The sequence below is a fragment of the Asaia platycodi JCM 25414 genome (assembly GCF_000614545.1).
Classification (GTDB): Bacteria; Pseudomonadota; Alphaproteobacteria; order Acetobacterales; family Acetobacteraceae; genus Asaia; species Asaia platycodi.
In genome coordinates, this window is record NZ_BAKW01000005.1 from 124,821 (window position 1) to 147,867 (window position 23,047).

General features: G+C 60.8%; 15 protein-coding genes and 7 pseudogenes. 8 read left to right on the forward strand and 14 right to left on the reverse strand.

The features are described from left to right. Positions 1-55: 55 nt before the first annotated feature. Together JCM25414_RS24680 and ykgO are read right to left on the reverse strand one after the other, a co-directional pair. On the reverse strand, positions 56-1,087 hold the full coding sequence (locus JCM25414_RS24680; protein ID WP_369346011.1) for a tetratricopeptide repeat protein: 1,032 nt from the start codon (positions 1,085-1,087) through the stop codon (positions 56-58). Further along, positions 1,073-1,192, reverse strand: a pseudogene (gene ykgO, locus JCM25414_RS22340) (type B 50S ribosomal protein L36); the annotation flags it as partial. The pseudogene ykgO and the gene JCM25414_RS24680, both read right to left, overlap by 15 nt. Positions 1,193-1,359: 167 nt before the next feature. Here ykgO and JCM25414_RS06255 point away from each other — a divergent pair. Further along, positions 1,360-1,752, forward strand: coding sequence for a hypothetical protein (locus JCM25414_RS06255; protein ID WP_035442794.1), 393 nt, complete (start codon positions 1,360-1,362; stop codon positions 1,750-1,752). A gap of 87 nt (positions 1,753-1,839) precedes the next feature. On the opposite strand, the pseudogene JCM25414_RS17770 reads toward JCM25414_RS06255, so the two are convergent. Next, positions 1,840-3,922 (reverse strand): annotated as a pseudogene (locus JCM25414_RS17770) (S9 family peptidase). Positions 3,923-4,157: 235 nt separating this feature from the next. On the opposite strand from JCM25414_RS17770, the gene JCM25414_RS06275 reads away from it, so the two are divergent. Then, positions 4,158-4,688, forward strand: a complete 531-nt coding sequence (locus JCM25414_RS06275) for a hypothetical protein (protein WP_025841075.1) — start codon at positions 4,158-4,160, stop codon at positions 4,686-4,688. 176 nt (positions 4,689-4,864) lie between these two features. Here the strand turns inward: JCM25414_RS06275 and mdoH are convergent. From mdoH to JCM25414_RS06305, 7 genes and pseudogenes are all read right to left on the reverse strand, one after another. Next, a pseudogene (mdoH, locus tag JCM25414_RS17775) lies at positions 4,865-7,040 on the reverse strand (glucans biosynthesis glucosyltransferase MdoH). Next, positions 7,016-8,478 (reverse strand): annotated as a pseudogene (locus JCM25414_RS17780) (glucan biosynthesis protein). The pseudogenes mdoH and JCM25414_RS17780 overlap by 25 nt, the downstream one beginning before the upstream one ends. Positions 8,479-8,673: 195 nt before the next feature. Next, positions 8,674-10,136: pseudogene (locus JCM25414_RS17785) on the reverse strand (mannitol dehydrogenase family protein). A 167-nt stretch (positions 10,137-10,303) separates the two neighbouring features. Continuing rightward, positions 10,304-10,651, reverse strand: coding sequence for a hypothetical protein (locus tag JCM25414_RS21510; RefSeq protein ID WP_051535718.1), 348 nt, complete (start codon positions 10,649-10,651; stop codon positions 10,304-10,306). Continuing rightward, positions 10,651-11,358 (reverse strand): FUSC family protein, encoded by a 708-nt coding sequence (locus JCM25414_RS17790; protein WP_051535719.1) that lies wholly within the window; start codon positions 11,356-11,358, stop codon positions 10,651-10,653. Before JCM25414_RS17790 ends, JCM25414_RS21510 begins: the two co-directional genes overlap by 1 nt. 3 nt (positions 11,359-11,361) lie before the next feature. Further along, positions 11,362-12,917, reverse strand: a pseudogene (locus JCM25414_RS17795) (Do family serine endopeptidase). A gap of 19 nt (positions 12,918-12,936) precedes the next feature. Next, positions 12,937-14,136 (reverse strand): OpgC family protein, encoded by a 1,200-nt coding sequence (locus tag JCM25414_RS06305; protein ID WP_025841076.1) that lies wholly within the window; start codon positions 14,134-14,136, stop codon positions 12,937-12,939. A gap of 141 nt (positions 14,137-14,277) precedes the next feature. Between JCM25414_RS06305 and JCM25414_RS06310 the strand changes: the two genes are divergently transcribed. Together JCM25414_RS06310 and JCM25414_RS06315 are read left to right on the forward strand one after the other, a co-directional pair. Continuing rightward, the gene (locus tag JCM25414_RS06310) at positions 14,278-15,423 is read left to right on the forward strand and encodes an Mrp/NBP35 family ATP-binding protein (protein ID WP_025841077.1); all 1,146 of its coding nucleotides are present in this window, start codon (positions 14,278-14,280) and stop codon (positions 15,421-15,423) included. Further along, entirely contained in the window at positions 15,420-15,623 is a 204-nt protein-coding gene (locus JCM25414_RS06315; protein ID WP_025841078.1) for a hypothetical protein, read from the forward strand. Before JCM25414_RS06310 ends, JCM25414_RS06315 begins: the two co-directional genes overlap by 4 nt. A 120-nt stretch (positions 15,624-15,743) precedes the next feature. On the opposite strand, the gene JCM25414_RS06320 is transcribed toward JCM25414_RS06315, so the two are convergent. Then, positions 15,744-16,376 carry a hypothetical protein gene (locus tag JCM25414_RS06320; RefSeq protein WP_025841079.1) on the reverse strand — a complete coding sequence of 211 codons (633 nt, stop codon included), beginning with the start codon at positions 16,374-16,376 and terminating at the stop codon, positions 15,744-15,746. 559 nt (positions 16,377-16,935) lie between these two features. Between JCM25414_RS06320 and JCM25414_RS24685 the strand changes: the two genes are divergently transcribed. Genes JCM25414_RS24685 through JCM25414_RS25865 form a run of 3 tightly spaced genes read left to right on the forward strand, consistent with a single transcriptional unit; the run spans position 16,936 to position 18,952 of the window. Next, the gene (locus JCM25414_RS24685; protein WP_242403399.1) at positions 16,936-18,102 is read left to right on the forward strand and encodes a TonB-dependent siderophore receptor; all 1,167 of its coding nucleotides are present in this window, start codon (positions 16,936-16,938) and stop codon (positions 18,100-18,102) included. Then, complete coding sequence (locus JCM25414_RS25860) at positions 18,063-18,518, forward strand: TonB-dependent receptor domain-containing protein (protein WP_051535723.1); 456 nt, start codon at positions 18,063-18,065, stop codon at positions 18,516-18,518. Before JCM25414_RS24685 ends, JCM25414_RS25860 begins: the two co-directional genes overlap by 40 nt. Next, entirely contained in the window at positions 18,503-18,952 is a 450-nt protein-coding gene (locus tag JCM25414_RS25865) for a TonB-dependent receptor domain-containing protein (protein ID WP_277911079.1), read from the forward strand. Before JCM25414_RS25860 ends, JCM25414_RS25865 begins: the two co-directional genes overlap by 16 nt. Here the strand turns inward: JCM25414_RS25865 and JCM25414_RS17805 are convergent. Next, the gene (locus JCM25414_RS17805) at positions 18,925-19,980 is read right to left on the reverse strand and encodes a lysophospholipid acyltransferase family protein (protein ID WP_408734874.1); all 1,056 of its coding nucleotides are present in this window, start codon (positions 19,978-19,980) and stop codon (positions 18,925-18,927) included. The two genes, JCM25414_RS25865 and JCM25414_RS17805, sit on opposite strands and share 28 nt — an antisense overlap. Before the next feature lie 301 nt (positions 19,981-20,281). On the opposite strand from JCM25414_RS17805, the gene JCM25414_RS06340 reads away from it, so the two are divergent. Next, on the forward strand, positions 20,282-20,851 hold the full coding sequence (locus JCM25414_RS06340) for an HdeD family acid-resistance protein (protein WP_025841082.1): 570 nt from the start codon (positions 20,282-20,284) through the stop codon (positions 20,849-20,851). 73 nt (positions 20,852-20,924) lie between these two features. On the opposite strand, the gene trpA is transcribed toward JCM25414_RS06340, so the two are convergent. After that, positions 20,925-21,737 (reverse strand): tryptophan synthase subunit alpha, encoded by an 813-nt coding sequence (gene trpA / locus JCM25414_RS06345; RefSeq protein ID WP_025841083.1) that lies wholly within the window; start codon positions 21,735-21,737, stop codon positions 20,925-20,927. Further along, positions 21,734-22,959, reverse strand: a pseudogene (gene trpB / locus JCM25414_RS17810) (tryptophan synthase subunit beta). The gene trpA and the pseudogene trpB overlap by 4 nt, the downstream one beginning before the upstream one ends. Between the last annotated feature and the right edge of the window lie 88 nt (positions 22,960-23,047).

The window sequence follows — 23,047 nt, forward strand, 5'->3', positions numbered from 1 at the left end:
GAGCGACGGCCCCTTGACGGGTCGGGAGCGGAGCTTTCTTGTCGGAGAGATTTGCTTAGGCAGCCTTGTCTTCGCGCTTGGGCTTGATGGCCTTGACCACGAACGTAACGATGGCGATGACGGCCAGGGCATGCTGCAAATGCGGGCGCAGCTTCTTGGGGCCGAACATGCTGAGGAAGGTGAGGCCACCGAGAATGGCTTCTTTCGTCTGCGGCTTGGCAGAGCAGCACATCTTGCTGATGCAGCAGCCCTTTTTGCCTTCTTCCGGGGCGGTCAGTTCGGTGACCTTGGCTTTGTTCTTCTTGAACATCGGATTCTCCTTTGACGTCTCTGTCTCATCAAACAGCGCAGACGCGACAGAGTTGAGATCGTGACCTGCTTTAAATCGGGCGTCCATCCACGGCAGCTGCAATGTCTTCACACGTTTGGCACCGTTACTCGCCAGAGGATCGACAACAAGTACCTGCCGGGCAGCGGCGAGCGCCGCTTTCATGTCGTGACGCTCCTCTTCCACTTGCGAGAGAAGCTGCCATGATAATGGGTCGTCGGGGTCTTTTTGCAAGGCCACGCCGAGATCGCTGATGGCGCCTTCGAAATCGCCGGCGGCATAACGCACGCGCGCGCGGCCACGGCGAATGAAGGCCTTGTCGGGTTGCAGGACGAGCGCATTGTCCAGGGCTGCCTCGGCCTTGCGATAATCATGGGCCTTGAGGCTCGAATCGGCATTTTCGAGCAGGAGGCGCGTGCTGGCCGAGAGGCCCTTCTGGCGCAGGGTCTCGGCGCGCCGTTCGAGCGCTCGGGCTTCCGGTGCGGTTTTCGCCGCACGCAGTGCCTTGCTGGTTTCAAGCAGCGGGTCGGGCTTCGGCTTGGCGGGGGAAGCGGCCTTGGCGGAAGGAGCCGACGGGCTGGGCTGGCGAACCGGAGCAGGCGCGGCCCGGGCAGGAGACAGCGCAGAAACGACAAAAGCCGCGCTGCTGAAAAGCAGACACGGCCTGACGACGGCCCGGTAAAGGGCCGTGCAATGCGTCAAAACGGGGCGGAAGCTCCGTTCCGGCATCAACGGGAGATTAGCCTGGCGTGCTTTCATACGCGGGTTCTTCTTGTTGATGACGTAGACGCGACCACGACGACGAACGACGCGGCAATCCTTGTCGCGGAGCTTTGCGGATTTGAGGCTGTTACGGATCTTCATGATAATTTGCTTCCCGGGCCATGCAAGACGAACGGGCGTCGCGCCCGCGAGTGGTGGTCGGAATACTAACCGCCATGGCGGGAGTCAACTCTTTGCTGCCTTTCTCTGGGCCGAAAGCCTGTATTTTGGACGTTTTCAAAGGGGAGAAACGCAATTATCCTGATTCCATGAAGAAAGTCCTGCCTGTTTTCGCCGCCCTTTTCCTGGGTCTCCCACTCGCGGCCCAGGCTGCGCCTCATCCTAAAAATGATCCGGCTTCGGTGCTCAACCGGATTCTCGGTGTGCTGCAGACCGACCCGGATTCGGCCAGCGATACCTGTGTCGAGGCGCTGAAAGAGCTGCACAAGACGCAGGGGATCGTCGCCAATCAGGACACGGATAGCAACAACCAGGACGCAGCGGTCGCCCGAGACGTGCTCGAATCCGATTTTGAGGAAACGATCGAGGTCTGCGGCGCCGATGCGCGCAGACTATGCCGCACCAAGAGCGAGAGCGACCCCAAACTGCCCGCGCTTTGTGCGGCGGCCAAGCCACGACCGCCGAGCGAAAACGACGAGTAGACCAGGTTTCAGGCCCGGTTTCCCGGGCCAATATGCCGGATCGGCATCCTGACCCGGATTGCGCCCCGCCAGAATGCTTTTGCTCTCCTAGAGCGGACGGCGGGCCATGGCCCAGAGGGCGAAACCCTGCACATAGGCCACTTCTTCAAGACGCTTGAACCGCCCGGAAGAGCCTCCGTGACCGGCATCCATATTGATGCGGCACAGGAAGGGGCCACCTTGGGCGGTCTCGCGCAGCTTCGCGATCCATTTTGCAGGTTCCCAATAGGTGACCCGCGGGTCTGACAGACCGCCCATGGCCAGAACCGGCGGATAGGCGACGGGCCGGATGTTGTCATAGGGCGAATAGCTGGCGATCAGATCATAGGCGTCTGCATCTTCCAGCGGATTGCCCCATTCAGGCCATTCGGGCGGGGTGAGCGGCAGGGTGTCGTCCGACATCGTGTTCAGCACATCGACGAACGGCACCTGTGCGGCAATGCCGGCAAAGAGAGCCGGGGCGAGATTGGCGACGGCTCCCATCAGCAATCCGCCAGCCGATCCGCCATGGGCGACGATGCGCCCTTCCTTTCCATAGCCATGCGCGGCGAGGTGGCGCCCGCAGGCGACGAAATCGGTGAAGCTGTTGGGCTTGTGCTTGCCACGCCCTTGCAGGAACCAGTCCCATCCTTTTTCCGAACCGCCACGGATATGGGCGACAGCATAGATCCAGCCACGATCGACCAGACTGAAAACCGAGGTGCTGAACCCGGATTCCATCGAGATGCCATAAGAGCCATAGCCGTAAAGCAGCAGCGGTGCCGTGCCATGCAAGGCGTATCGCGGCGTTTGAGCACGGTGACCGGAATTTCGGCGCCATCCTGCGCGCGGGCGAAAAGCCGATGCGTTTCATAGAGCGCCGGGTCGTGGCCGGAAGGAACATCGCGTATTTTCTGCAGCGTCTGGGCGCCGCTTGCCATGTCGACATCGTACCAATGGGCCGGTGTCGTCGGCGATTCATAGATATAGCGCAGGGTGGTGTCGCCATATTCGAGAAAGCCGAGCAAGGTGAGGTCGAACGCCTCTTCCTTCATGCCGATCGTTTTAGCCCCGTCGCGTATATCGCCCTGTGCGTCATGTTGTGTGACGTGGATCTCGATATTGCCGTTCACCCGCTCCGACCAGGCTAGGTGGGTCTTGCACGCGGTTGCGCCGAGCAGGAAGCGGCCCGGCTCATGGGGCACGAAGGGCGTCCAGTTCTCGCGTGACGGTGCCGTATCCGGCGTTTGCATGAACTGGAAATCGATCGCGTTGCCCGTATTGGTCAGAACGATGAAGCGATCATTCCAATGCGTGAAGCTGTAGCGCTCGCCACGTATCAGAGGCGATGCGATTTGCGGCATCTGCGTCGCGTCGCTGGCGGGAATGAGAAGCGTTTCGTTCGTATCGTGATCGCCGCGTTCGATCAGAATCCATTTGCGCGATGCCGTGACGTTCAGGCTGACGAAGAAGCCCGGATCCGTCTCGTCGAATACCAGCACATCCTCACCACCGGCGAGCGGGCGGCGATAGACCCGTGACGGGCGACCGTTATCGTCACGATAGACCCAGAACAGCCACTGATTATCCGGCGAGATGACAAAGCTGCCCGCCGCACTCTCGACGGCTGGGGCATAGGCTTCACCTGTTTCGAGGTCGATGCTGTGGAGGCGATAGACTTCCGAGCCTGTGTGTCGGCCGCATAAACGAAGATGCGGTGATCGTCGGAATGGCGCGTGCCTGCCAGCGCGAAATAGGCATGTTCCTTTGCAAGGGCCTCGACGTCGAGCAAAACCTGTTCGTCCCCTCCGGCGCGGGGGCGGCGCAGATAGACCGGATGCTGCGCGTCTTTCGCAAAACGCGAAAAATAGAGCCAGTCTCCATCGGGCCAGGGCACTGAATCTTCGGCAGGAGGAACGCGGCCGATCATTTCCTTCAGCAGCGTTTCACGCAGAGGCGCCATCTCCGCCAGACAATGCTCGGTATAGGTATTTTCCTCGCGCAGGGCCTCGGCGATGTCTGTGCGCAGCAGTGACGGGTCGCGCAGTACTTTCTGCCAGTTCTCATCCTTCATCCAGGCATACTCATCATGTCTGACACGGCCAAGCTGGGTGATGGAGTGCGGGATGCGCCGGGGAACGGGGGGGATCATGGCAGAGCCTCGAACTGTAGAAAACAAAGCCGGTACAGTGCGGCAGAACAGGCTGCGCCTCAACGTTCTAAAACTTCCTTTCCTTGAAGTTTCGATCGGAGAACAAACCTCTGGCCTGCTCACATGTTACGAAAGGACACGTCCAACATCCTGATTTCATGATCGGGAAAGCGCGTTTTAACAGACCCTGTTCCTGGAGCCGGGCCTGAAGAAGAGCAGAATAAGGATCGTTTTCATGTTTTCACGTCATTGCCTCGGCCTCACCGCTCTGTGCAGCCTCGTTTTCGTCGGTGCGACGGCCCATGCGCAGCAGGCCCCCGTGCCGTCTGTCGCCCCCGGCACACAGTCCACCGTGATGCCTGCCGGGTCGATACCCGTGCAGCGCCCAGGCGCGCCTCAAGCCTCAGCCACCATGATGCAGGCCGTCGGTGGCAGTGCTGTCAGCAATGCCGTCTCCACGGCTGCGACCCCGGGTGTTCTCGATACCTATGGTCTTCCGTCGCTCGACTCCGCCAAGGCAGGTAATCTGGCCGGTCTGGCCAGCTACTGCGTTCGCAAACATCTCGTGCATGGCACGACCCTGCGCGTTGTCGGTCGTACCCTGGCCAAGCGCCCGGATGTGAAGAACGATCAGTATTATTCGCTGGGTGGCCAGGGTCTGCTTCAGACCAGCACCAATGTGCCGTTCGACGTCTCGACCCTCGATCTCAGCCACCGTACGCAGCTCTGCGCGCAGGTTGGCCAGCGCGGTCAGGCTTACAAATAAGCCTCATCGAGAGTATTGCGAGGAAGGGCCAGTCCGTGAGGACTGGCCTTTTCTGTTCTGAGCTCTGCCCCGCTCCCGTCAAAGGACGGTCGTCCTTTGAAATCCTGTTTGATTTTTAAGGGGGATCGAAGGGGCTTGTCCCTTCGCGGGTCCAGGGCATAGCCCTGGAAGCACGTTCAGTAGGGTAGAGCCAGAACCAGATCGATACCTTCTGCGCTGCAAAGAACAGCTGCTTTTTCCTGACGCGTGAGTGCACCGAGGGCGTCAGCGACGGAAGGGGCCTCACGCAGTTTCAGCAAGCCGACGACGAGATTGGCATCGATGGCCGTGCCGGGCTTGCGCGGGGCAGGCAGGGCACGGCGATGCTCGGCCACCAGCTCGGGATTGACGCGCAGGGCGGCAAAAGCCTCTTCGGGTGGGTGGTTGGGCATGGCTTCGGCCTGTGTACGGCGCAGATCGTTTTCGGCAGCCAGTTTCAGGATGGGCGGCAGATCGGTTTCTTCGGGGATGAGCAGCAGCCCGCAGCTTTTCAGCCAGAGCCCGACATCGCGGCTGGCAGTCATGGCAGCAAGCGGAATGGCAAGCGCAAGACCGAGCAGAACGGGCGTCATCCAGAGGAAGAGCGAGAAGGAGACTGACCAGGCTGCGGCAGCCAGAACGATACCGAAAGCGGTATAGATCCAGTAGCCGTCTGCTACTTCTCTGAGCGAGACGCGCCCGTCATCGCGATTCTGGCGTTCCAGCCAGAATCGCGCCCGCGCAGGATCGAGATTACGCCTGAGGTGTGGATCAGCATGGCGATCGGGGCGATGAGGCCACCGATGAGTGTTTCGAGCGCGATCGAGGCGATCAGACGCAGGAACCCGCCGCAGCTGCGCAGCATGGCGCGATCGAACAGGGTGGCGATCAGGCCATAGCCTTGGGAGCGAGCAGCACGGCCATAGTGCCGATAAACACGTATTTCGCCTGTACCGGGTCGACTTGCGGCCAGTGCGGATAGAGGGTCTTGGTGTCGCCGAAATATTCGGGCCGGTCGAAATGCGACTGGAGCGAGATCAGGATGCCGAAAAGCAGGAAAAGCAGCCAGAGCGGTGAGGTGATATAGGCCCCGATGCCGACCATCATATGCATGCGGCTGACCCAGTGCAGGCCGCGCGACATGACGATCTTGCCATGTTGCAGATTGCCCTGGCACCAGCGGCGGTCGCGAATGGCGACGTCGGTGAGCGAGGGCGGGCTTTCCTCGTAGGAGCCGAAGAGGCCGGGGATCATGTGAATGGCCCAGCCGCCGCGCCGCATGAGGGCGGCTTCGACGAAATCATGGCTGAGGATGCCGCCACCGAAGGGCTTGCGGCCCGGCAGATGAGGCAGGCCGGCCTGCTCGGCGAAAGCGCGGGTGCGTATGACGGCGTTATGACCCCAGTAATTGCCTTCCGAACCATGCCACCAGGCAATGCCATGCGCGATGAGAGGCCCGTAAACACGTCCGGCGAATTGCTGCATGCGCGCAAAAAGTGTTTTGCCACCGATAATGACCGGCAGGGTCTGGATGAGGGCGACTTTCTCGTGACGCTCCATGGCCGAGACGGTGCGGACGATCAGCTCGCCATCCATGACGGAATCGGCGTCGAGTGTCAGCATCTGCTGATAGGCGCCGCCGAAGCGCTTCACCCATTCTTCGAGATTGCCAGATTTGCGGTCGATATTCTTGGGGCGGCGGCGATAGAAAACGCGGCCCTGACCATGAACGGCTTCGACGAAGGCGAGATAGGCACGCTCTTCACGGATCCAGACATCGGGATCGGTGGTGTCGGAAAGCAGAAAGAAGTCGAAAGCGTCGATACGGCCCGTTGCTACCAGACTGTCATGGATGGCGCGCAGACCGACCAGAACACGGTCAGGGTCCTCATTATAGGTGGGCATGAGCACGGCGGTGCGTGTCATGAGGGCAGGGAGTGGCGTATCGCGCGAGATGCCCAGCCCCAGCCCGCCATGGCGCAGCACGGAAACGAAGCCGGCCAGTGACGAGGTGAAGGAGAGCGAGATCCAGGCGCCAAGCACGACGAATAGCACGAGCACAATGATGCCAAGCGTCGAGACACCCACGCTGTTGAGCACGCGGTTCATCTCGACCGCTCCCCAGCCCGTCAGAAGGATCGCGCCTCCGATAACGAGCAGGCGACGCAGCCACAGAAAGGCTGGCGTCGTGGGAGGATGGCGCTCACGTCCAAACGTTTCGGGACGCTGCCGCAGGTTCTGCGTCGGCATCTCGAGGGGCGATTCTGCCGGAAGTACGTCGAAAGGAGTGAATTTACGGGGAAGACTGCTCACGGCGTCCAACGATACATCCATTTTTCGGAAATCGGACCCTGCTCATTGGCAAGCTGGCAGGTCAGCTCCGCCAGCTTCGCGCTGCCCGGGTAGAATTCGAACGTCGTGCGCCACCCCTTGATCTCGGGATTGGGCTCGACCACCACATTCTTGATCGTGCCGGTCGAGGCCTGCGGCAGAAGATGGAAAGCTGCGTTGGGGGGCAGGTTCTCGAAGGGCTTGCCTGTGAAATCGATGACGAACATACGGCCATCGGCATGATCGGTCACGGCGCCGACGCGTGTGGCGCCGATACGGGCGAGATCGGTCGGCCAGGGCGTGTCCCAGCCCCAGTACATGCGATAGGTATAGGCATATTCATGCCCGGCCTGCATGGTCTGCTTGGGACGCCAGAACGAAACGATATTGTCGTTCACTTCGTTGGGGGTCGGGATTTCGACCAGATCGACCGCGCCCTCGCCCCAATCGCCGATAGGTTCGATCCAGAGCGACGGGCGCTTTTCATAATTCAGCGCCAGATCTTCGAAATCATGGAAGGAACGACGGCGCTGCATCAGACCAAAACCATGCGGGCTGGCATCCTGAAACGCCGAGAACTGCAGATCGACCGGGTTGTTGAGCGGGCGATAAAGCTGTGCACCGGTGCCGGTCCACATCTGTAGCGCCTCGCTGTCATGAGCGCCGGGGCGCCAGTCATCGACGTGATTGCGGTTATTGGCGTCGAAGTAGAACATGCCCGTCAGAGCTGCCACACCGCCTTCGGTAATGTCGGTGCGCGGGAAGAAGCTCGACTGCACGTCGAATACGGTGGTGGCACCGGGGCGGATCGTGAAGCGGAAGGCCCCCACAACCGAGGGGCTATCCATCAACGCATGAATGACGACCGAATCAACACCGGGCTTGGGACGTTCGAGCCAGAATTCGCGGAAGAGGGCAAACTCCTCTCCCTTCGGGTCGCCAGTGCCATTGGCAAAGCCGCGCGCCGAGAGACCGTAATTCTGCCCCTTGGAGACGGCACGGAAATAGGACGCACCGAGAAGACAGCGCATTCTTCCATGACATTGGGCGTGTTGATGGCGTTGCGCAGACGCAGGCCTGAGAAACCAAGATCGTCGGTCACGCGCAGCATCGGATCGGGATAAGTGAACATGTCAGGGTCGTAGACGATAGGAGTCGTCTGACCGTCCACGACCTCGTTCATGTTGATGCGCGGGCGATAAAGGAAACCACGCGGGAAGAACTCGACATCGAAGGCCAGATTTTGGCCATGCCAGAGTGCCCGGTCTTCCTTGTAGGCGATACCGCGGAACTGATCGAAATTGAGATTGTCGATGGCGCTTGGCAGCGTCTGTTGCGGCGCTTTGTAGGCCGATTTCGACAGTTTCTGCGCGATCAGGCGCACAGTATTGTTGTCGAACGCCGTCGGCTGTGGCGCAGCGGGAGGGGCCGCTCTGGCCATCTTGCTGGCCCCCAGAAGTGAGAGGCCAGCACCGATTTTAACAAGGTCGCGACGCAGCACTATGACTTTCTCCAGCAGGCCCGGCTAAACGCCGGGTGATGTCTGATTTCCCTAACGCCCATAGGTTACTTTGGGACACAGGAAAACTCGCCTGCTCTAGAAATCTGTCATGAGTGCGGCTTTCGCGCATCCTTTTCAGGCGGGGAGGGCTGCTTTGACGCCCTTCTCGCGGATGATACGACGCTTTTCGATCACTTTTGCGTCAAGCTCCTCATGGTTGAGTTTGCGCCAGCCATCGAAGGCTGGCAGGGCAAAACCAGCCTCTAAGTCGTCGCTTTTCGCGATCTTCCACGTTTCCTCGGTGAAGGTCGGTTCGATGGGCTCGAAGCTGCCGCCCTTCTCGTTCTTGCCACGCAGCATTTCGAGATAGGCCGCCAGGCCATAGGCAACGCGGTCGATCGACAACTTGCCCTTCAGCAGGTTCTGGATCGTTACCGTCCAGAACACCTGTACTTTCGACTGCCCGTCGCTGCCGATACGCAGATTCTGGTCGGCCATGGCCGGGTTCGAGAAGCGGGAAATAACCGATTCCTTGTATTTCTCGAGATCCTCTCCGGGGGCCGCCTTCAGGGTGGGAATGACGTCAGTGTCGAGATAGGCCTCGACCAGCTTGCGCAGATCGGGATCGTTGATCGACTCATCGATATGGTCGTAGCCGAGCAGCAGGCCCGAAAACGCCAGGAAGATATGCGATGCGTTGAGCATGCGGATCTTCATGAACTCGTAATCGGTCACGTCCTCGACCATCTGGACGCCGACCTTCTCGAAGGCCGGACGACCATCGGCAAATTCGTCTTCGATCACCCACTGGGTGAAATCCTCGGCGACAAGCGGCAGAAGGTCGTCTAGGCCGCTTTCGCGGTTCAGGCGCTCGGCGATGGCGGGCGAAACAGTCGGTGTGATGCGATCGACCATGGCATTGGGGAAGGTCGCATTGGCCTCGATCCAGCTTGCCAGCTCAGGGTCGCGCGCACGGGCAAAACCTAGAAATGCCTTGCGTGCCACATTGCCGTTATGGCGCAGATTGTCGCAGGACATGATGGTGAAGGCGCGGTTGCCTGCATCGCGTCGGCGACGCAGACCCTCTACTACATAGCCGAAAATCGTGGATGGCGCCTCGGGATTGGCGAGATCGCGCTGCACGGCGTCGTTCTCGAGATCGAACTCGCCCGTATGCTCGTTGATGTTGTACCCGCCCTCGGTGATCGTCATGGAGACGATCTTGATACCGGGATCGGACAGTAGGTTCAGAACGGCATCGGGTTTTTCCGGTGCCAGAATGTAATCGCGCAAGGCGCCGATCACACTGCGCTTGCTCTCGCCCGACGGGGCCGTCTCGGTCAGGGAGAACAGGCAGTTCTGCGCCGTGAAATCATCTGCTTTCTTCTTCGAGCGTTCGCCGGATGTCAGGCCGACGCCCACGATGCCCCACTGGTGCTGTCCCGGAAGACCGAGAACCTTTTCAACATAATAGGCTTCATGCGCACGGAAGAAATTGCCCACGCCGAAATGCAGGATTCCAGGTTGATGTCCTTGAGATCATAAGACGGAGCCGCCACGCCTTCTGGCAGGTGCTGCAGGGTCTCACGGGTGATCATAGGCTTAAATCCCTTTTCGTTTCTATTCAGGCTGCTGTTCCTGGGCGGGGCAGAGACGCAAGATCAACTGACCCGCGTCAAAAATCGCGCGTCGCCCATCATAGGCGTATTTCGGTCAAAGAAACGTGCGAGAGCAATCACAAGTTCATCGTGACACGCCGTTCGCGCTATTTTCCGATCATATCCCGCAGATCCTTCGCCCGGCTCTCGGGTGTGCTCATCAGCACATCGGTCGCGCGACGGAGATCCTGACGCAGAAGCGCGATGACGAAATGCATTTCAGGCAGGGCATCCTGTCCCAGCGTCGGCAGGGCGCTCAATACGTCCTCGCGTCCCGGACGATAGGGCTTTTCGTGGGCTTTGCCCGCCGCATGGATCTCACAGCGCCGGGCGAGCGAACGATAGGCGTGGCTCAGGCCTGTATGCAGCCCTGCAACGCCCGAGAAGCCGCCCCTGTCCTTTCCGGCGTTGATGGCACGCGCCACCAGCATGGTGTCGCTGAGCATACGGCGCATCAGGCCGGTAGCACGGTCAGGATCGGGTGACGCTTTTCGAGCAGGCCCCAGTTTTCGCGATAGGCTTCGGCCACGCATTCATTGATGACGAGCAGATTGCGCGCGCAGTGATCGTTACGGCCCTCAAGCTCGCTCCACATCTCTTCACGCCGGAGTGCAGCCTGAAGCAGCTCATCCATTTCACGGAACATGCGTCCTGCGGTCAGAAAGCCGCGGCGCCGTGCGCTGGCGTGTAGCACGACGAAAGATACAACCAGCGAGACGATTACCCCCAGGAAAATGGCGGTCAGACGCTCGGTCAGCGGCCAGTAGGGGTTACTGCCGCGGGAGGGCAGCAGATAGACGATCATCAGCGTCACCCCTGCGAAGCGCAACGAGGGGCGAACCGCAGCCATATAGGCCAGCGGCAGGAGTGCGACGCAGAAAATCGGCCAGTATAGCCCGAAGACGAGCCGTGCGGTTATGGCAAGCGTGCCCACCACAGCGCCGAGCAGCGTACCGATGATCTGGTCACGCGCCGTAGCGAAAGTCTGGTCGATGCTCGATTGCGTGACGATCAGGGCCGTGATCAGCGCCCAGATCGTTTCATCCAGACCGGTAGCCTCGCCGATAATCCAGCACAGCGCGACAGCGACCAGTGTTCTGACCATCTGGCGCCAAGGCGCCTCTCCGTCTTCGCGGGCTCTGAACAGCGAGGCAAAAGGCATGGGTCACTCCCCGGAGAGTGGCAATGGCACCCAGCGCAGCCCATCCTGTCCCTGAACAAGAAGCAGAATCGTGTGTTTCTTCTGCTGGTGGGCACGTGCCAGCTCCTTCGAGAGCGCATCGGGAGAGTTGACGCCCACCTGCTGCACTTCGGTCACTACGTCGCCCGGCTGCAGGCCCCGCGTATCGGCCGGGCCATCACGCGTGACATCGGTCACCACGACGCCGCGCTGCGAGTCGGAGAGATTATATTTGGAGCGGGTATCGTCATCGATCGCGGCGAAGGTCACGCCCAGATCAGCAAGGGCGAGCCTGCTCGGTCCCTTGGTCTTGGCCTCAGTAGGCGGCATGTCTGGCGCCTCGGGCGAGGCCTTGACGGTAAGCGTTGCGTCCAGCGTCTTGCCCTTGCGCCAGATACCGAAAACCGCCTTCGTGCCCGGCGTGATTTCAGCCACCAGTCGTGGCAGGGCATGGCCGTCGATCGGCTTACCGTTGAGCGATGTGATGACATCCCCTGTCTGCAGCTTGGCTGCGGCCGCCGGCCCCTTCGGATCAACGCCCGCGATCATTGCCCCTTTTTCAGGCTTGAGGCCGATACTGTCTGCGATCTCATGCGTGACATCCTGCACGCGCACCCCGACCCAGCCTCGCGACACATGGCCATCATGACGCAGCTGGTCGATCACGCCTTTCGCATCATTGGCCGGAATGGCGAAACCGATGCCGATCGAGCCGCCGCTCGAACTGTAGATGGCCGTATTGATGCCGATCACCCGACCATCGAGATCAAAAAGCGGGCCGCCCGAATTGCCTCGATTGATGGAGCATCGGTCTGGATGTAGTCGTCATACAGGCCATGATTGATGTCGCGCCCGCGAGACGACACGATGCCGCTCGTGACGGTGCCCGACAGGCCGAACGGGTTGCCGATGGCCAGCACGCGATCGCCCACACGTGCCTTGTCGCTATTGCCGAACGCGACGGTGGGAAAAGGTGTCTTGCCTTCGATCTTGATCACGCCGAGATCGGTGCGGCTGTCGCGACCGATAATCTTGGCGGGAAGCACGGTACCATCCTGCAATGTCACCGATACCTTGTCGGCATCCTTGATGACGTGATTGTTGGTCACGATGTAGCCATCGGGCGAGATGATGAATCCCGAGCCCAGAGCCTGCATCTTGCGCGGCGGGTCCGACGGGTTGGGCGCATGATTCATGTAATCGTGGAAGAATTTTTCCATCGGCGAGCCGGGTGGAAATTGCGGCACTTGCGGCCCGTCATCGGGGCTCGCATCCGGGCCGTCATCATCGTCTTCATCCTCGCCGGGCTTCAGCGTGGCCGAGATCGAGATATTCACGACGGCGGGGAGCAGGCGGGCTGCGAGGTCAGCCAGGGAGTCCGGCGCCGCATGGACGCTGCGCGCCGTAGCTGCCCCATCGCCGGGGGCAGCCGCCGCGTTCACCGCCGGTGTGACGGGAGGGGCCGCAGGCTGGGCGAGAACGGAAGAACTGGCGGAGACCCAGCCGCCCATCAGAGCAGCGAGAACGAGGCGATGTTTCATGGCCTTACGCTAACGCAAATCAGGGGTTTGCGTCACCTATCTCTGCGTCACGATCTTTCTTCGCCTCTTCACGGGCTTCCTTGCGGGTTTCACCGGCCATCAGCGCTGCCTGACGACGATGGCGATCAAGCCACACAGCCACCCCGTAAACCCCGGCCAGGCCCAGCACATTGACCAGAATCTGGATGACCCAGCCATCGCCGAAGCTGTTCATCACCAGACGGGCAAACAGGTCGAGAATCGTCCCGAAGCTGAACACCTCAAGAGAATGACGCCCCAACAGGGCGAGACCCTGGCCGATGCGTGTTTCCGAGAGCTTCGTAGCCGTGACCGAAGACTGTACGAGCAGCAGGATGGCCATGGCATCGACCCAGCGCCAGATGGCGAGATCGGATTTGTCGGCCTGCGGCACATCGGCAAGCGGCCTGAGACTTGGCAGGTTCCAGCTTTCATAGGGAAAGCACTCCAGCACCCCGAAAACCAGATAGGCGCCCGCCAGAAGCTTCGCCCAGAGCGGGCCGGGCAGATTTCCTTCGCGCTTGCCGGCCATGATGGCCGCCAACATGCCCAGCGTGAAAATGAGCTGCCAGGCAAAAGGGTTGAAATACCAGCCATCAGGGTCGAGCCAGTTCGGCAGGTTCAGTGTCGGATCGCTGTTGATCAGCCCCCAGAGCGCGAAACTCGCTGCCGCCAGTAGCCAGGGCGAAATCTTCCAGAGAAAGACCAGCAGCGGAAAGCCGAGCAGCAGTACGATGTAAAGCGGCAGGATATTCAGATTATTGGGCAGCGCCTGAAGCGATAGCACGCGCCAGATCCATTCATGCCCATGGGCGAGTTCCGGCTCGAGAAAATCGACAGGCACCGGCGAATAGTGACGCCATTGTCTGATGGTCAGCACCGATACCAGCAGCATGACCATCTGAAACTGATAGAGCCGCCAGCAGCGACGCATGATGCGTTCGATGCTCATGAGCCAGCCCCCCGTCGGCGGACCGCGCAGGATGAGGCGTCCGTAAGCCAGCCAGGACGCATAACCGGCGAGAAGCACGAAGATCTCGGCAGCATCGGCAAAACCGAAATTGCGCAGGGTAAATCGGTTGAGCACGTCCTGAGGGGCGTGGTCGGCCAGCATCATCAGCAGCGCAATGCCACGCAGCGCGTCGATACGATGATCGCGCCTCCTGCGTTTGGGGGCGGCGTCGGTCTTGGCCTCGCTCATTCCTGTCCTGCTTTCCTGCCCAGTCAGGCCGGGGAGAGACCCCGGCAACGCCCTGCTCTTACGCGCAGATGCTTGCGCGATCTACTTCCTGCCATGCTAAACCAGGCGCATAGGGTACGGCCCCGTCGCCAGAGGACAAACATGACCGATTTTGAAAAACCCGCCAATGAAGCCGACCAGCGCAGAATCCTGGAGACTCTGCGTCTTGTCAAAGACGAGGCAGGCACATCGAATGTTCTGAGCTTTGCGTCTCTCGAAGGCATCGCCCTGCGTGACGGTCACGCTCATGTGTCACTCGCGACGTCACGTGAAGACGCTGCCCGCATCGAGCCGCTGCGTCCTCGCGCTGAGGCTGCTCTAGCCAGCCTGCCCGGCATCTCCCGCGCCACGATTATCCTGACGGCCCATCGCGCGCCCGGCAAGGCGTCGCCGCAGCCCCAGGGTCATCGCCCCTTCCAGCTCGAACAGCCTGCCAATAGTCCTGGTCATCCTCAGCCGACCCGCCCGGATGGCAAGGCCCTGCCTCAGGTGCGCGCCATTATTGCCGTCGCCTCAGGCAAGGGCGGCGTCGGCAAATCAACGACTGCCGTCAATCTCGCGGCTGGTTTAGCCAAGCTGGGCCTGCGTACCGGCATGCTCGACGCCGATATCTACGGCCCCTCTCTTCCGCGTATGCTCGGCCACTCTGCCAAGCCCGCGCTTGAAAACGGCAAGATTATCCCGGTCGAAGCCTGGGGCATGCACGCCATGTCGATCGGGTTTCTCGTCGATGAGCAGCAGGCCATGATCTGGCGCGGCCCCATGGTCATGGGGGCTATCGGCCAGTTTCTGGCCGATGTGGCGTGGCCCGCTCTCGACGTGCTGGTTATCGACATGCCGCCCGGCACGGGCGACGCACAACTGACCATTGCACAGAAGCTCAGCCTGCGCGGTGCCGTTATCGTCTCGACCCCACAGGATATTGCGCTGCTCGATGCCCGCCGCGGCCTCACCATGTTCGAGCGCATGAACGTGCCGCTTCTCGGCGTCGTCGAGAACATGTCCTATTTCTGCTGCCCGAACTGCAATCATCGCACCGAGCTTTTCGGCCATGGTGGCGCCCGTGAGGAAGCGGAAAAAGCCAATGTGCCCTTCCTTGGCGAAATTCCGCTTCTGGCCGATATCCGTATGAGCGCCGATGCGGGCACGCCGATCATTCTTTCCGCGCCGGAAAGCGAAGCGGCCCAGGCCTATACCCGCCTCGCCCGCGCCGTCGCCGACAGCCTGCGTCTGGAACCCGGCGCATGACGCGTCTCACGCTCGCGCTGTTCGTCGCCGGTGTTGCGCTCTCCGGCTGTGGCCCTCGCAAGGTCGCTCATCACGGCTACGCCGCTGACGGCTATGGGGTAATCGACAATTCCCCCCATCTCCCGCCGCCGGATACGCTGTGGAAACCGGCATCAACGACGCCTGAGAGGCAGGCGGGGCGGAGCCTGCTTGACGCGTGACACGGGGCGCTGCCCCGTCACCGCCAAAGGATGGTCATCCTTTGGCGACCTGATTGATGTAAAGCGGGGATCGGAGTAGCTTGCCTCTTTGCGGGTTCAGGGCAGAGCCCTGAGTAACCCTTACTTGCCTGAAGGCTTGGTCTGGTTGCCCTGATCTTCGGTCACGGAGACGGCGCCGTTGACGGTGCGGTTGAGTACCGAGAACGAGACGGCATCCATGGTGGTCACATCGACTTCGTCGCCCATTTTCAGTGAGGCGAGGAGCGGGAACAGGGCTTTCTGGTCGATGGTCACCGTGCGGGTGATATCGGCGTGGTCGATGAACGTCACCTTATGGGCGGCGGCATCGACGGCGAGAATACGCACGCGCTGACGCTGGAACGAGATGAGCGTCCCATGCGGATGGCGTCGGGCGTAACCCTTGGCGGAAGAGACCGTCGATTCAGGCAGGGGTGTGTCGGGGCGCGCGATATCCGCTGCCATGGTCTGGAAGAACTGCACGCTGATGCGGTCGCCCGCTTCGAGCTTTGGCAGATCTTTGGCGCCTTTGGGGATTGTGACGTTCAGCAATCCGCCGTTCTTGTCGCGAAGCAGGACGGTGCGGGTGTCATGATCGACGCTCTCGACGGTCGCGACCATCTTCTGATTACCCGTGATCACGGCCTGTGCGGCAGCGTAAGGTGCCGTGACTGTCAGGGCGGGAGCCGACAGGAGAAGGGCAGTCAGCGCGGGGCGCAGAAAACGACGGGTCATGCGCATTGTCCTCGAAACCATGGGAGCGTTCTTGTCCTTCTTGGGTGTCAGACAGAGCAGAATGATCGACGGCTCTGTCTTCTTGGCACAGGAGACCAAGAAAATCAGGTTGCCCTATGTCGGTCTCGCCGAAAAGGGGGCGTCTGGCACCCTATACATGAATGTCATGCGTCCGTGCCATGGCTGTGACTTGCGCAGATCGGTTTAGCGGGGCAAGGCGAGAGGGTAATGAGGCCTTGATGCAACCGGCGTGGACAAAATGCATCGCGAGCCGCAGGCTTAACGTGACATCACCCTTATTTTGATGTGGAAACGAGTTATGGCTCGGCTATCTTTCCCCGGCGTCCGTGGGCGCAGTCTTCTGCTCTTTTCCGCATCCATCACGGCGATAGGGTCCGGTCCTGCCTGTGCAGAACCGGTGCAGACGAAGCCGCTCCAGGGAGGGTCTCTGGGGCAGCCATCTGTTCCAACGGGGAAAGATCAGGCGCGATCAGCAACCAGAAGCCACAGCCGGACACTTGATGAGCGTATCACGGTGCAGGGGCGTCAGGCTGCGGGAATGACAGCAGAGTATGGTCGGAGGGAAGCGGCGCTCGGCCCGCTCGGTACGCGCGACCTGCTCGATACGCCGTTTTCCATCATGACCGTGCCGAGGGATGTGATCGTCAATCAGCAATCGCGCAATGCCAATGATCTGGCGCAGTATCTGCCATCGGTGCAACTCGAGATGCGTGGCGACCCCAATACGAGCCGACCGCAATCCCGCGGGTTCGAGGCGGATGTCATCTCAAATTCCCGCCTCGACGGGCTGAACATGGTCATCACCACGCCTTACGCAGCCGAGCAGTTCGACTCGCTTCAGGTTCTCAACGGCCTTTCAGGCGCGCTTTACGGACCGCAGAATCCGGCAGGCACTTTCGATTACACGCTCAACCGACCGACCGACCGCCAGCGCGAGCATCTGGCCTTCGGCGTGGATTCGACCAGCGCGCCATTCGAGTCGCTCGATGCGTCCGGTCGCGCAGGACGGAATAAATGGTTCGGCTATCGGGTCACCATGCTCAACCAGTCCGGAGGCACCTACGCGCCGGGTACGCATCTGCGTCGTGGTCTGATTGCCGGTGCGTTCGATTTCAGGCTCGACTCCAGAACGACGCTCCAGATCGATGCCAGCCAGTACAGCTACGCCCAGCGTGGCTATGCGGGAGGGTTCTCTTACGCAACGGGTCTCGCCCTGCCTGCAGCGCCCGATCTGTCGCGCAGAGGCTATGGGCAGGATTTTGCGGGGTATAATGCCTCGACCGATACGGCGCTCGCCAAGCTTGTTCATCGTTTCAATGACGACTGGTCGGTCACGCTGGGTGGGCTGTATCAGGATGCATGGCGCAATGTGTTTTCGGTGACCAATACGCTCATCGATTCCGTCGGGCATTACCGAACCAGCATTGCGGCGGCCACGACCGCCAATGATTTCAGCGTGTGGTCGAATCTGGCTTATGTGAATGGCAAATTCCACACGGGGCCGTTCGCCCATCAGATCCTGATCGGGTCGAACGGGTACAGCATGGGCACGTTCAACCTACCAAAGGGGAGAGTGCAGTGCTCGGCACAGCCCGTATCGGCGTACCGGTCGTGTTTGCGGGAACGCAGCCTTATTTCTCGGGGCGATACCAATCGGCCTCGATCATGTCACAGTCTTTTCTGGCGGGCGATACGATTGCCTTGACGCGTCGCTGGTCGATCATGGGTACGCTCGCCTGGAGCTGGCTCGACACCACCAGTGGCAACACCCAGGGAGTCACAACCGCACGTTACAGTGTCGGGCCGGAATTTACCCCCATGACCAGCCTCATCTATCGGCCGGATAGTCGCACCAGTCTCTATGCGACATGGGGGCGTGCCATTCAGGCCGGACCTGTTGCGCCGGCTTCAAGCGCAAATGCCAATGAGGTTCTCTCGCCCTTGCGTTCGGAAGAATACGAGGTGGGTGTGAAATACCGCCCCTTGCCGGATCTGATGCTGAGTGCCGCCGGGTTTCGCATGACCCGTGGCTTTGCCTTTACCGACCGACGACAGGCACCTATCGAGAGGCGGGGCAGCAGCGCAATTACGGTGTTGAAGGACAGATCGCTGGAAAACTGAGCAGGGCGCTCAGTATGTTCGGCGGTGTCACCTGGCTGGATGCCCAGACGGGCGCGACAGGCCAGAGCCTGACGGCGCACAAGCAGGTTGTCGGTGTGGCGCCGGTCCAGGCCAGCGCGCTGCTCGACTATCACCCGTCATGGATGCAAGGTGGCGCAGTCAATGCCAGCGTGCATGTCATGGGGCGAAGGGCTGCCGATGTTGAAAATCGACAGTTTGCCGCAGGCTTCACGACACTCGATCTTGGTGCCCGTTATGGCTTTCATCTGTATCGCGTGCCGGTTGTGGTGCGCTTCGGCGTGACGAATGTGACGGATAAGCGCTATTGGGCGTCGGTCTATCCCAGTTCGATCAACGGGGCGGCGAATGCGGTGAATTCAGCGGTCGCGGGATTGCCCCGCACCTATCATGCGACGACTGAAATCGATTTCTGATCGCACGCCTCTGAAGCCTTGGCGGCCTGGTTCGGCTCCGGGCGCTGGTCGGGAAACCAGCCCTGAACGGTGTCGTCATTCTGCCTGAGCGCGGCAGCACCATGAGCAACGCAAGCCCAGGCCGCATTGGCCAGCGCCTTTCGGCTGGGGAAATCTTCTGGTGCCAGCGGGGGATGCATCAGGATGGTGGCGCGCTTGTTGCGCTTCTTGAGAAATTGCCAGACATGCGGCCCGAGATCCATGTCGCCATACCAGGCAAAAATGGCGCGCTTCGAGCGATTGACCGGCAGCCCTTCCAGTCGGTCGTAGACAAGGGAAATGGGCTGAATGAGCGGGGTGAGCCCCGGCGGATAGGACGGCATGTCGATTGGCGGAGCGTTTTTCGGCAGGCGCGGCAATTTCGCGATCGCGAAAAAAGTCGACATGAAGGGCAGCACGCGCGACCCGTCAGACGAGGTGCCTTCGGGGAAGAGAATGAGATTATCGCCTGTAGCCAGGCGGGTGATCATCTCGTCGCGCTCGCGCCCGGTCGTGCTCCTGTTGCGACTGACGAAAATCGTGCGCCCGATCTTGGAGACCAACCCCATGATCGGCCAGCGTTCGATATCGCCCTTGGCAACGAAGACGGAATAGATCTTGGTGCCCAGAACCGGGATATCGAGCCAGGAGGAGTGATTGGCCACGTAGATGACCGGCCGCTCACCACGGTTGCGGCCTTTCTGTCCGCCGACCGTACCGACTGGCTCGCCGATCATCTTGATATCGAGATCGAGCAGCTTGCACAGCACGCCCCAGATCACGCGCGTCCAGCGTATTTTCACCACGCCGGGGACAGGCAGAAGAAGGGCTTCGAACCCGACTGAGAGCGGCACCCAGACCACGACGCCAGCGAGACGCAGGCTGGCGCAGAGAGCTTCGATCGTTCTGTCGATGCGTCCGGGCGATGCCTTATGCATGCTCTCTTCAAGAACAGGGCGCGACTGGCTGCGTATGGGGGGCTTGTCTGAAGAATGGCCCCGTCGTGACAGCAATCCGGTGAGCCGGTTTCGGAAGAGATCTGCACTCATGCCCTGTTCAATACTGTCATGATGCAAGTGTGACAATCGCCGTGCCGACTCTCCTGGCGCCCGGATCGGGTGCTATTGATCTGAATGCTGGTCGGGGGCATCTCGACCGCCCGATAGTCGATCATTTTTCTCTGACCGTTCAAGCGTTTCACGTGAAACATCGCCGGGAGCGACAGGCATGATAACATATTGTTCACGACGGGCGGATGCGCCCCGATGCGACATTGATGCGTAGAGATCCGAAAGAAAGGAATACGACAACATGGCTGGCCTTCGTGATTTTCCCGGTCTTCCCCCGATCAATCCGCAACTCAAGCCCAACTGGTTTATCGGCATGGGTGTGGTGCTGCTCGTTTTGGGAGGTATCGCTTTTGTCGATACGGTCTTCACGACGCTGGCAAGCATCATGGTGATTGGTTTCTTACTGATCTTCTCGGGCGTGGCCTATCTCGCCCAGAGCTTCGCCCATCGTGCCGTCGAGGGATCGCGGTTCTGGATCACGGCATTGATGGGGTTTCTTTATGTTCTGGGCGGCATTCTGCTGATTCAGGAGCCCGCTACAGGCTCTGTCTTCATCACGGCCTTTCTGGCGGGCTGTCTCATGGCGTCTGGCATCATGCGCGGGCTCTGGGCGGCCGGGCATCGCTACGTGGCCAATTGGTGGACATTGCTGCTCAGTGCCGTCGTGGCCCTTCTGACAGGCGTGCTGATTTTCGTGACACTGCCCTGGTCGGGGCTGTGGCTGATCGGCACGTTTATTGCCATCGAACTGATTTTCGGCGGAATTTCGGCGCTGGCTTTTGGCCTCTCTCTCAAGAAGGCCGGCAAGTAACTGGGCGAGCAGGCTGAGGTTTTTGCCAGTTGGCGTTTGTTAAAGGGGGGCGGTCAACGCCCCCCCTATTTTATTATGCGCGTACTGCCTTGGCGATGGCAGCAAGCTGGTCCAGCACGGCAGGCACCGTGGCATCAGTGGGCTTGCCGTCTTCAAGTGTGGTGGCCAGCGTCGCAATCAGGGCGGAGGCCACTACGGCGGCATCGCCGACCGAGGCCGCTTTAGCCGCCTGTTCCGGCGTGCGAATGCCGAAACCGATGGCGACAGGCAGGGGGCTCACGGCGCGCAGGCGGGGCAGAGCGGCTGCAAGTTCGTCGCCGCTTGCGGTGCGCGTACCGGTGATGCCGGTAATGCTGACATAATAGATGAAGCCCGACGCCGTATCGAGCAGATAGGGCAGGCGCTCATCCGGCGTGTTCGGCGCCACGAGCTGGATGATGTCGAGATCGTTCTTCTGCGCGTCGGCGGAGAGCAGATCGCTTTCTTCCTTGGGGAGGTCGACGATGATCAGGCCGTCGACCCCGGCCTCTGCGGCATCGGCGCAGAAACGCGCCGGGCCGTAGCTGTCGATCGGATTGACATAGCCCATGAGAATGATCGGGGTCTCGTTATCGCCCTTGCGGAAGTCGCGCACCATGGAGAGTACGCCAGCAAGCGTTGCGCCCGCCTTTAATCCGCGTAAGGCAGCCGCCTGAATCGTCGGGCCGTCTGCCGAAGGGTCAGAGAACGGGACACCGATCTCGATCAGATCGGCACCCGCTGCGGGCATGCCCTTGAGCAGGGCGAGCGAAGTTTCGAGATCGGGATCATAGGCTTGCAGATAGGGAATGAGCGCCCCGCGCCCTGCCGCCTTGAGGGATTCGAAACGGGCCTTGATGCGACTCACAGCGACACTCCCAGATGCTCGGCGACCGTAAAGATGTCCTTGTCGCCCCGACCGGACAGATTGAGAACGATGATCTGATCCGGCGTCATCGACGGGGCGATCTTCATCACCTGGGCCAGTCCATGGGCGCATTCGAGCGCGGGGATGATGCCTTCGGTGCGGGTCAGAAGCTGGAAAGCGTCAAGCGCCTCCTTGTCGGTCACGCCCACATACTCGACGCGTCCGATATCATTCAGCCAGGAATGTTCCGGCCCGATGCCCGGGTAGTCGAGACCGGCGCTGATCGAGTGTGCCTCGGCAATCTGGCCGAATTCGTCCTGAAGCAGATAGGTTCGGTTGCCATGCAGCACGCCCGAGCGCCCACGCGAGATCGAGGCCGCTGTCAGCCCGCTATCCAGCCCGTGCCCTGCCGCCTCGACGCCGACCATTCTGACCTGTTCATCATCAAGGAAGGGATGGAACAGCCCCATGGCGTTCGAGCCACCGCCGATCGCTGCCACCAGAACGTCAGGCAAGCGCCCTTCGACTTCCATGATCTGCTCGCGCGTTTCGATGCCGATGATCGACTGGAAATCGCGCACCATCTCTGGATAGGGGTGCGGCCCAGCAACCGTGCCGACCAGGAAATAGGTGTCATGCACATTGGCCACCCAGTCGCGCATCGCCTCGTTCATGGCGTCTTTCAGCGTGCCAGAGCCCGCCGTGACGGGGTGCACTTCGGCGCCAAGAAGATGCATGCGAAACACATTGGGCTTTTGCCGCTCGACATCGACCGCGCCATATAGACGGTACATTTCAGGCCGAACAGCGCGCAGACGGTAGCCGTGGCCACGCCGTGCTGGCCTGCCCCGGTTTCCGCCACGATTCGTGTCTTGCCCATGCGTCGCGCCAGCAGGATCTGGCCCATGACGTTATTGAGCTTGTGCGATCCGGTGTGGTTCAGCTCTTCACGCTTGAGATAGATCTTCGCGCCGCCGAGTTCTTCGCTCAGGCGCTTCGCATGCCAGAGCGGGCTGGGGCGGCCGACATAGTCGCGGAAGTAGTAATCGAGTTCCTGCCGAAAGCTCGGGTCGGCCTTGGCTGCCTGATAGGCATCGGCCAGATCCTGCACCAGAGGCATGAGGGTTTCAGCAACGAATTGGCCGCCGAACGTGCCGAAACGGCCGCGCTGATCGGGGCCGTTGCGCAGGCTGTTGAGACGGGGGGAGACTTCAGAACTCATGCGAATTGTCCTGTTTGAGGCATGGATCGACACGGCAAGCGGGTTTCTGCGATACCAGAGGGGCGGCACAACGTCCATTCCCGACCCG

What these genes read in the sequence shown, in the direction of transcription:
- JCM25414_RS24680 (WP_369346011.1), bottom strand. Translation starts at nt 1,087, where the DNA reads ATGAAAGCACGCCAGGCTAATCTCCCGTTGATGCCGGAACGGAGCTTC.
- JCM25414_RS06255 (WP_035442794.1), top strand. Translation starts at nt 1,360, where the DNA reads ATGAAGAAAGTCCTGCCTGTTTTCGCCGCCCTTTTCCTGGGTCTCCCA.
- JCM25414_RS06275 (WP_025841075.1), top strand. Translation starts at nt 4,158, where the DNA reads ATGTTTTCACGTCATTGCCTCGGCCTCACCGCTCTGTGCAGCCTCGTT.
- JCM25414_RS21510 (WP_051535718.1), bottom strand. Translation starts at nt 10,651, where the DNA reads ATGCGCCGTATGCTCAGCGACACCATGCTGGTGGCGCGTGCCATCAAC.
- JCM25414_RS17790 (WP_051535719.1), bottom strand. Translation starts at nt 11,358, where the DNA reads ATGCCTTTTGCCTCGCTGTTCAGAGCCCGCGAAGACGGAGAGGCGCCT.
- JCM25414_RS06305 (WP_025841076.1), bottom strand. Translation starts at nt 14,136, where the DNA reads ATGAGCGAGGCCAAGACCGACGCCGCCCCCAAACGCAGGAGGCGCGAT.
- JCM25414_RS06310 (WP_025841077.1), top strand. Translation starts at nt 14,278, where the DNA reads ATGACCGATTTTGAAAAACCCGCCAATGAAGCCGACCAGCGCAGAATC.
- JCM25414_RS06315 (WP_025841078.1), top strand. Translation starts at nt 15,420, where the DNA reads ATGACGCGTCTCACGCTCGCGCTGTTCGTCGCCGGTGTTGCGCTCTCC.
- JCM25414_RS06320 (WP_025841079.1), bottom strand. Translation starts at nt 16,376, where the DNA reads ATGACCCGTCGTTTTCTGCGCCCCGCGCTGACTGCCCTTCTCCTGTCG.
- JCM25414_RS24685 (WP_242403399.1), top strand. Translation starts at nt 16,936, where the DNA reads ATGACAGCAGAGTATGGTCGGAGGGAAGCGGCGCTCGGCCCGCTCGGT.
- JCM25414_RS25860 (WP_051535723.1), top strand. Translation starts at nt 18,063, where the DNA reads ATGTCACAGTCTTTTCTGGCGGGCGATACGATTGCCTTGACGCGTCGC.
- JCM25414_RS06340 (WP_025841082.1), top strand. Translation starts at nt 20,282, where the DNA reads ATGGCTGGCCTTCGTGATTTTCCCGGTCTTCCCCCGATCAATCCGCAA.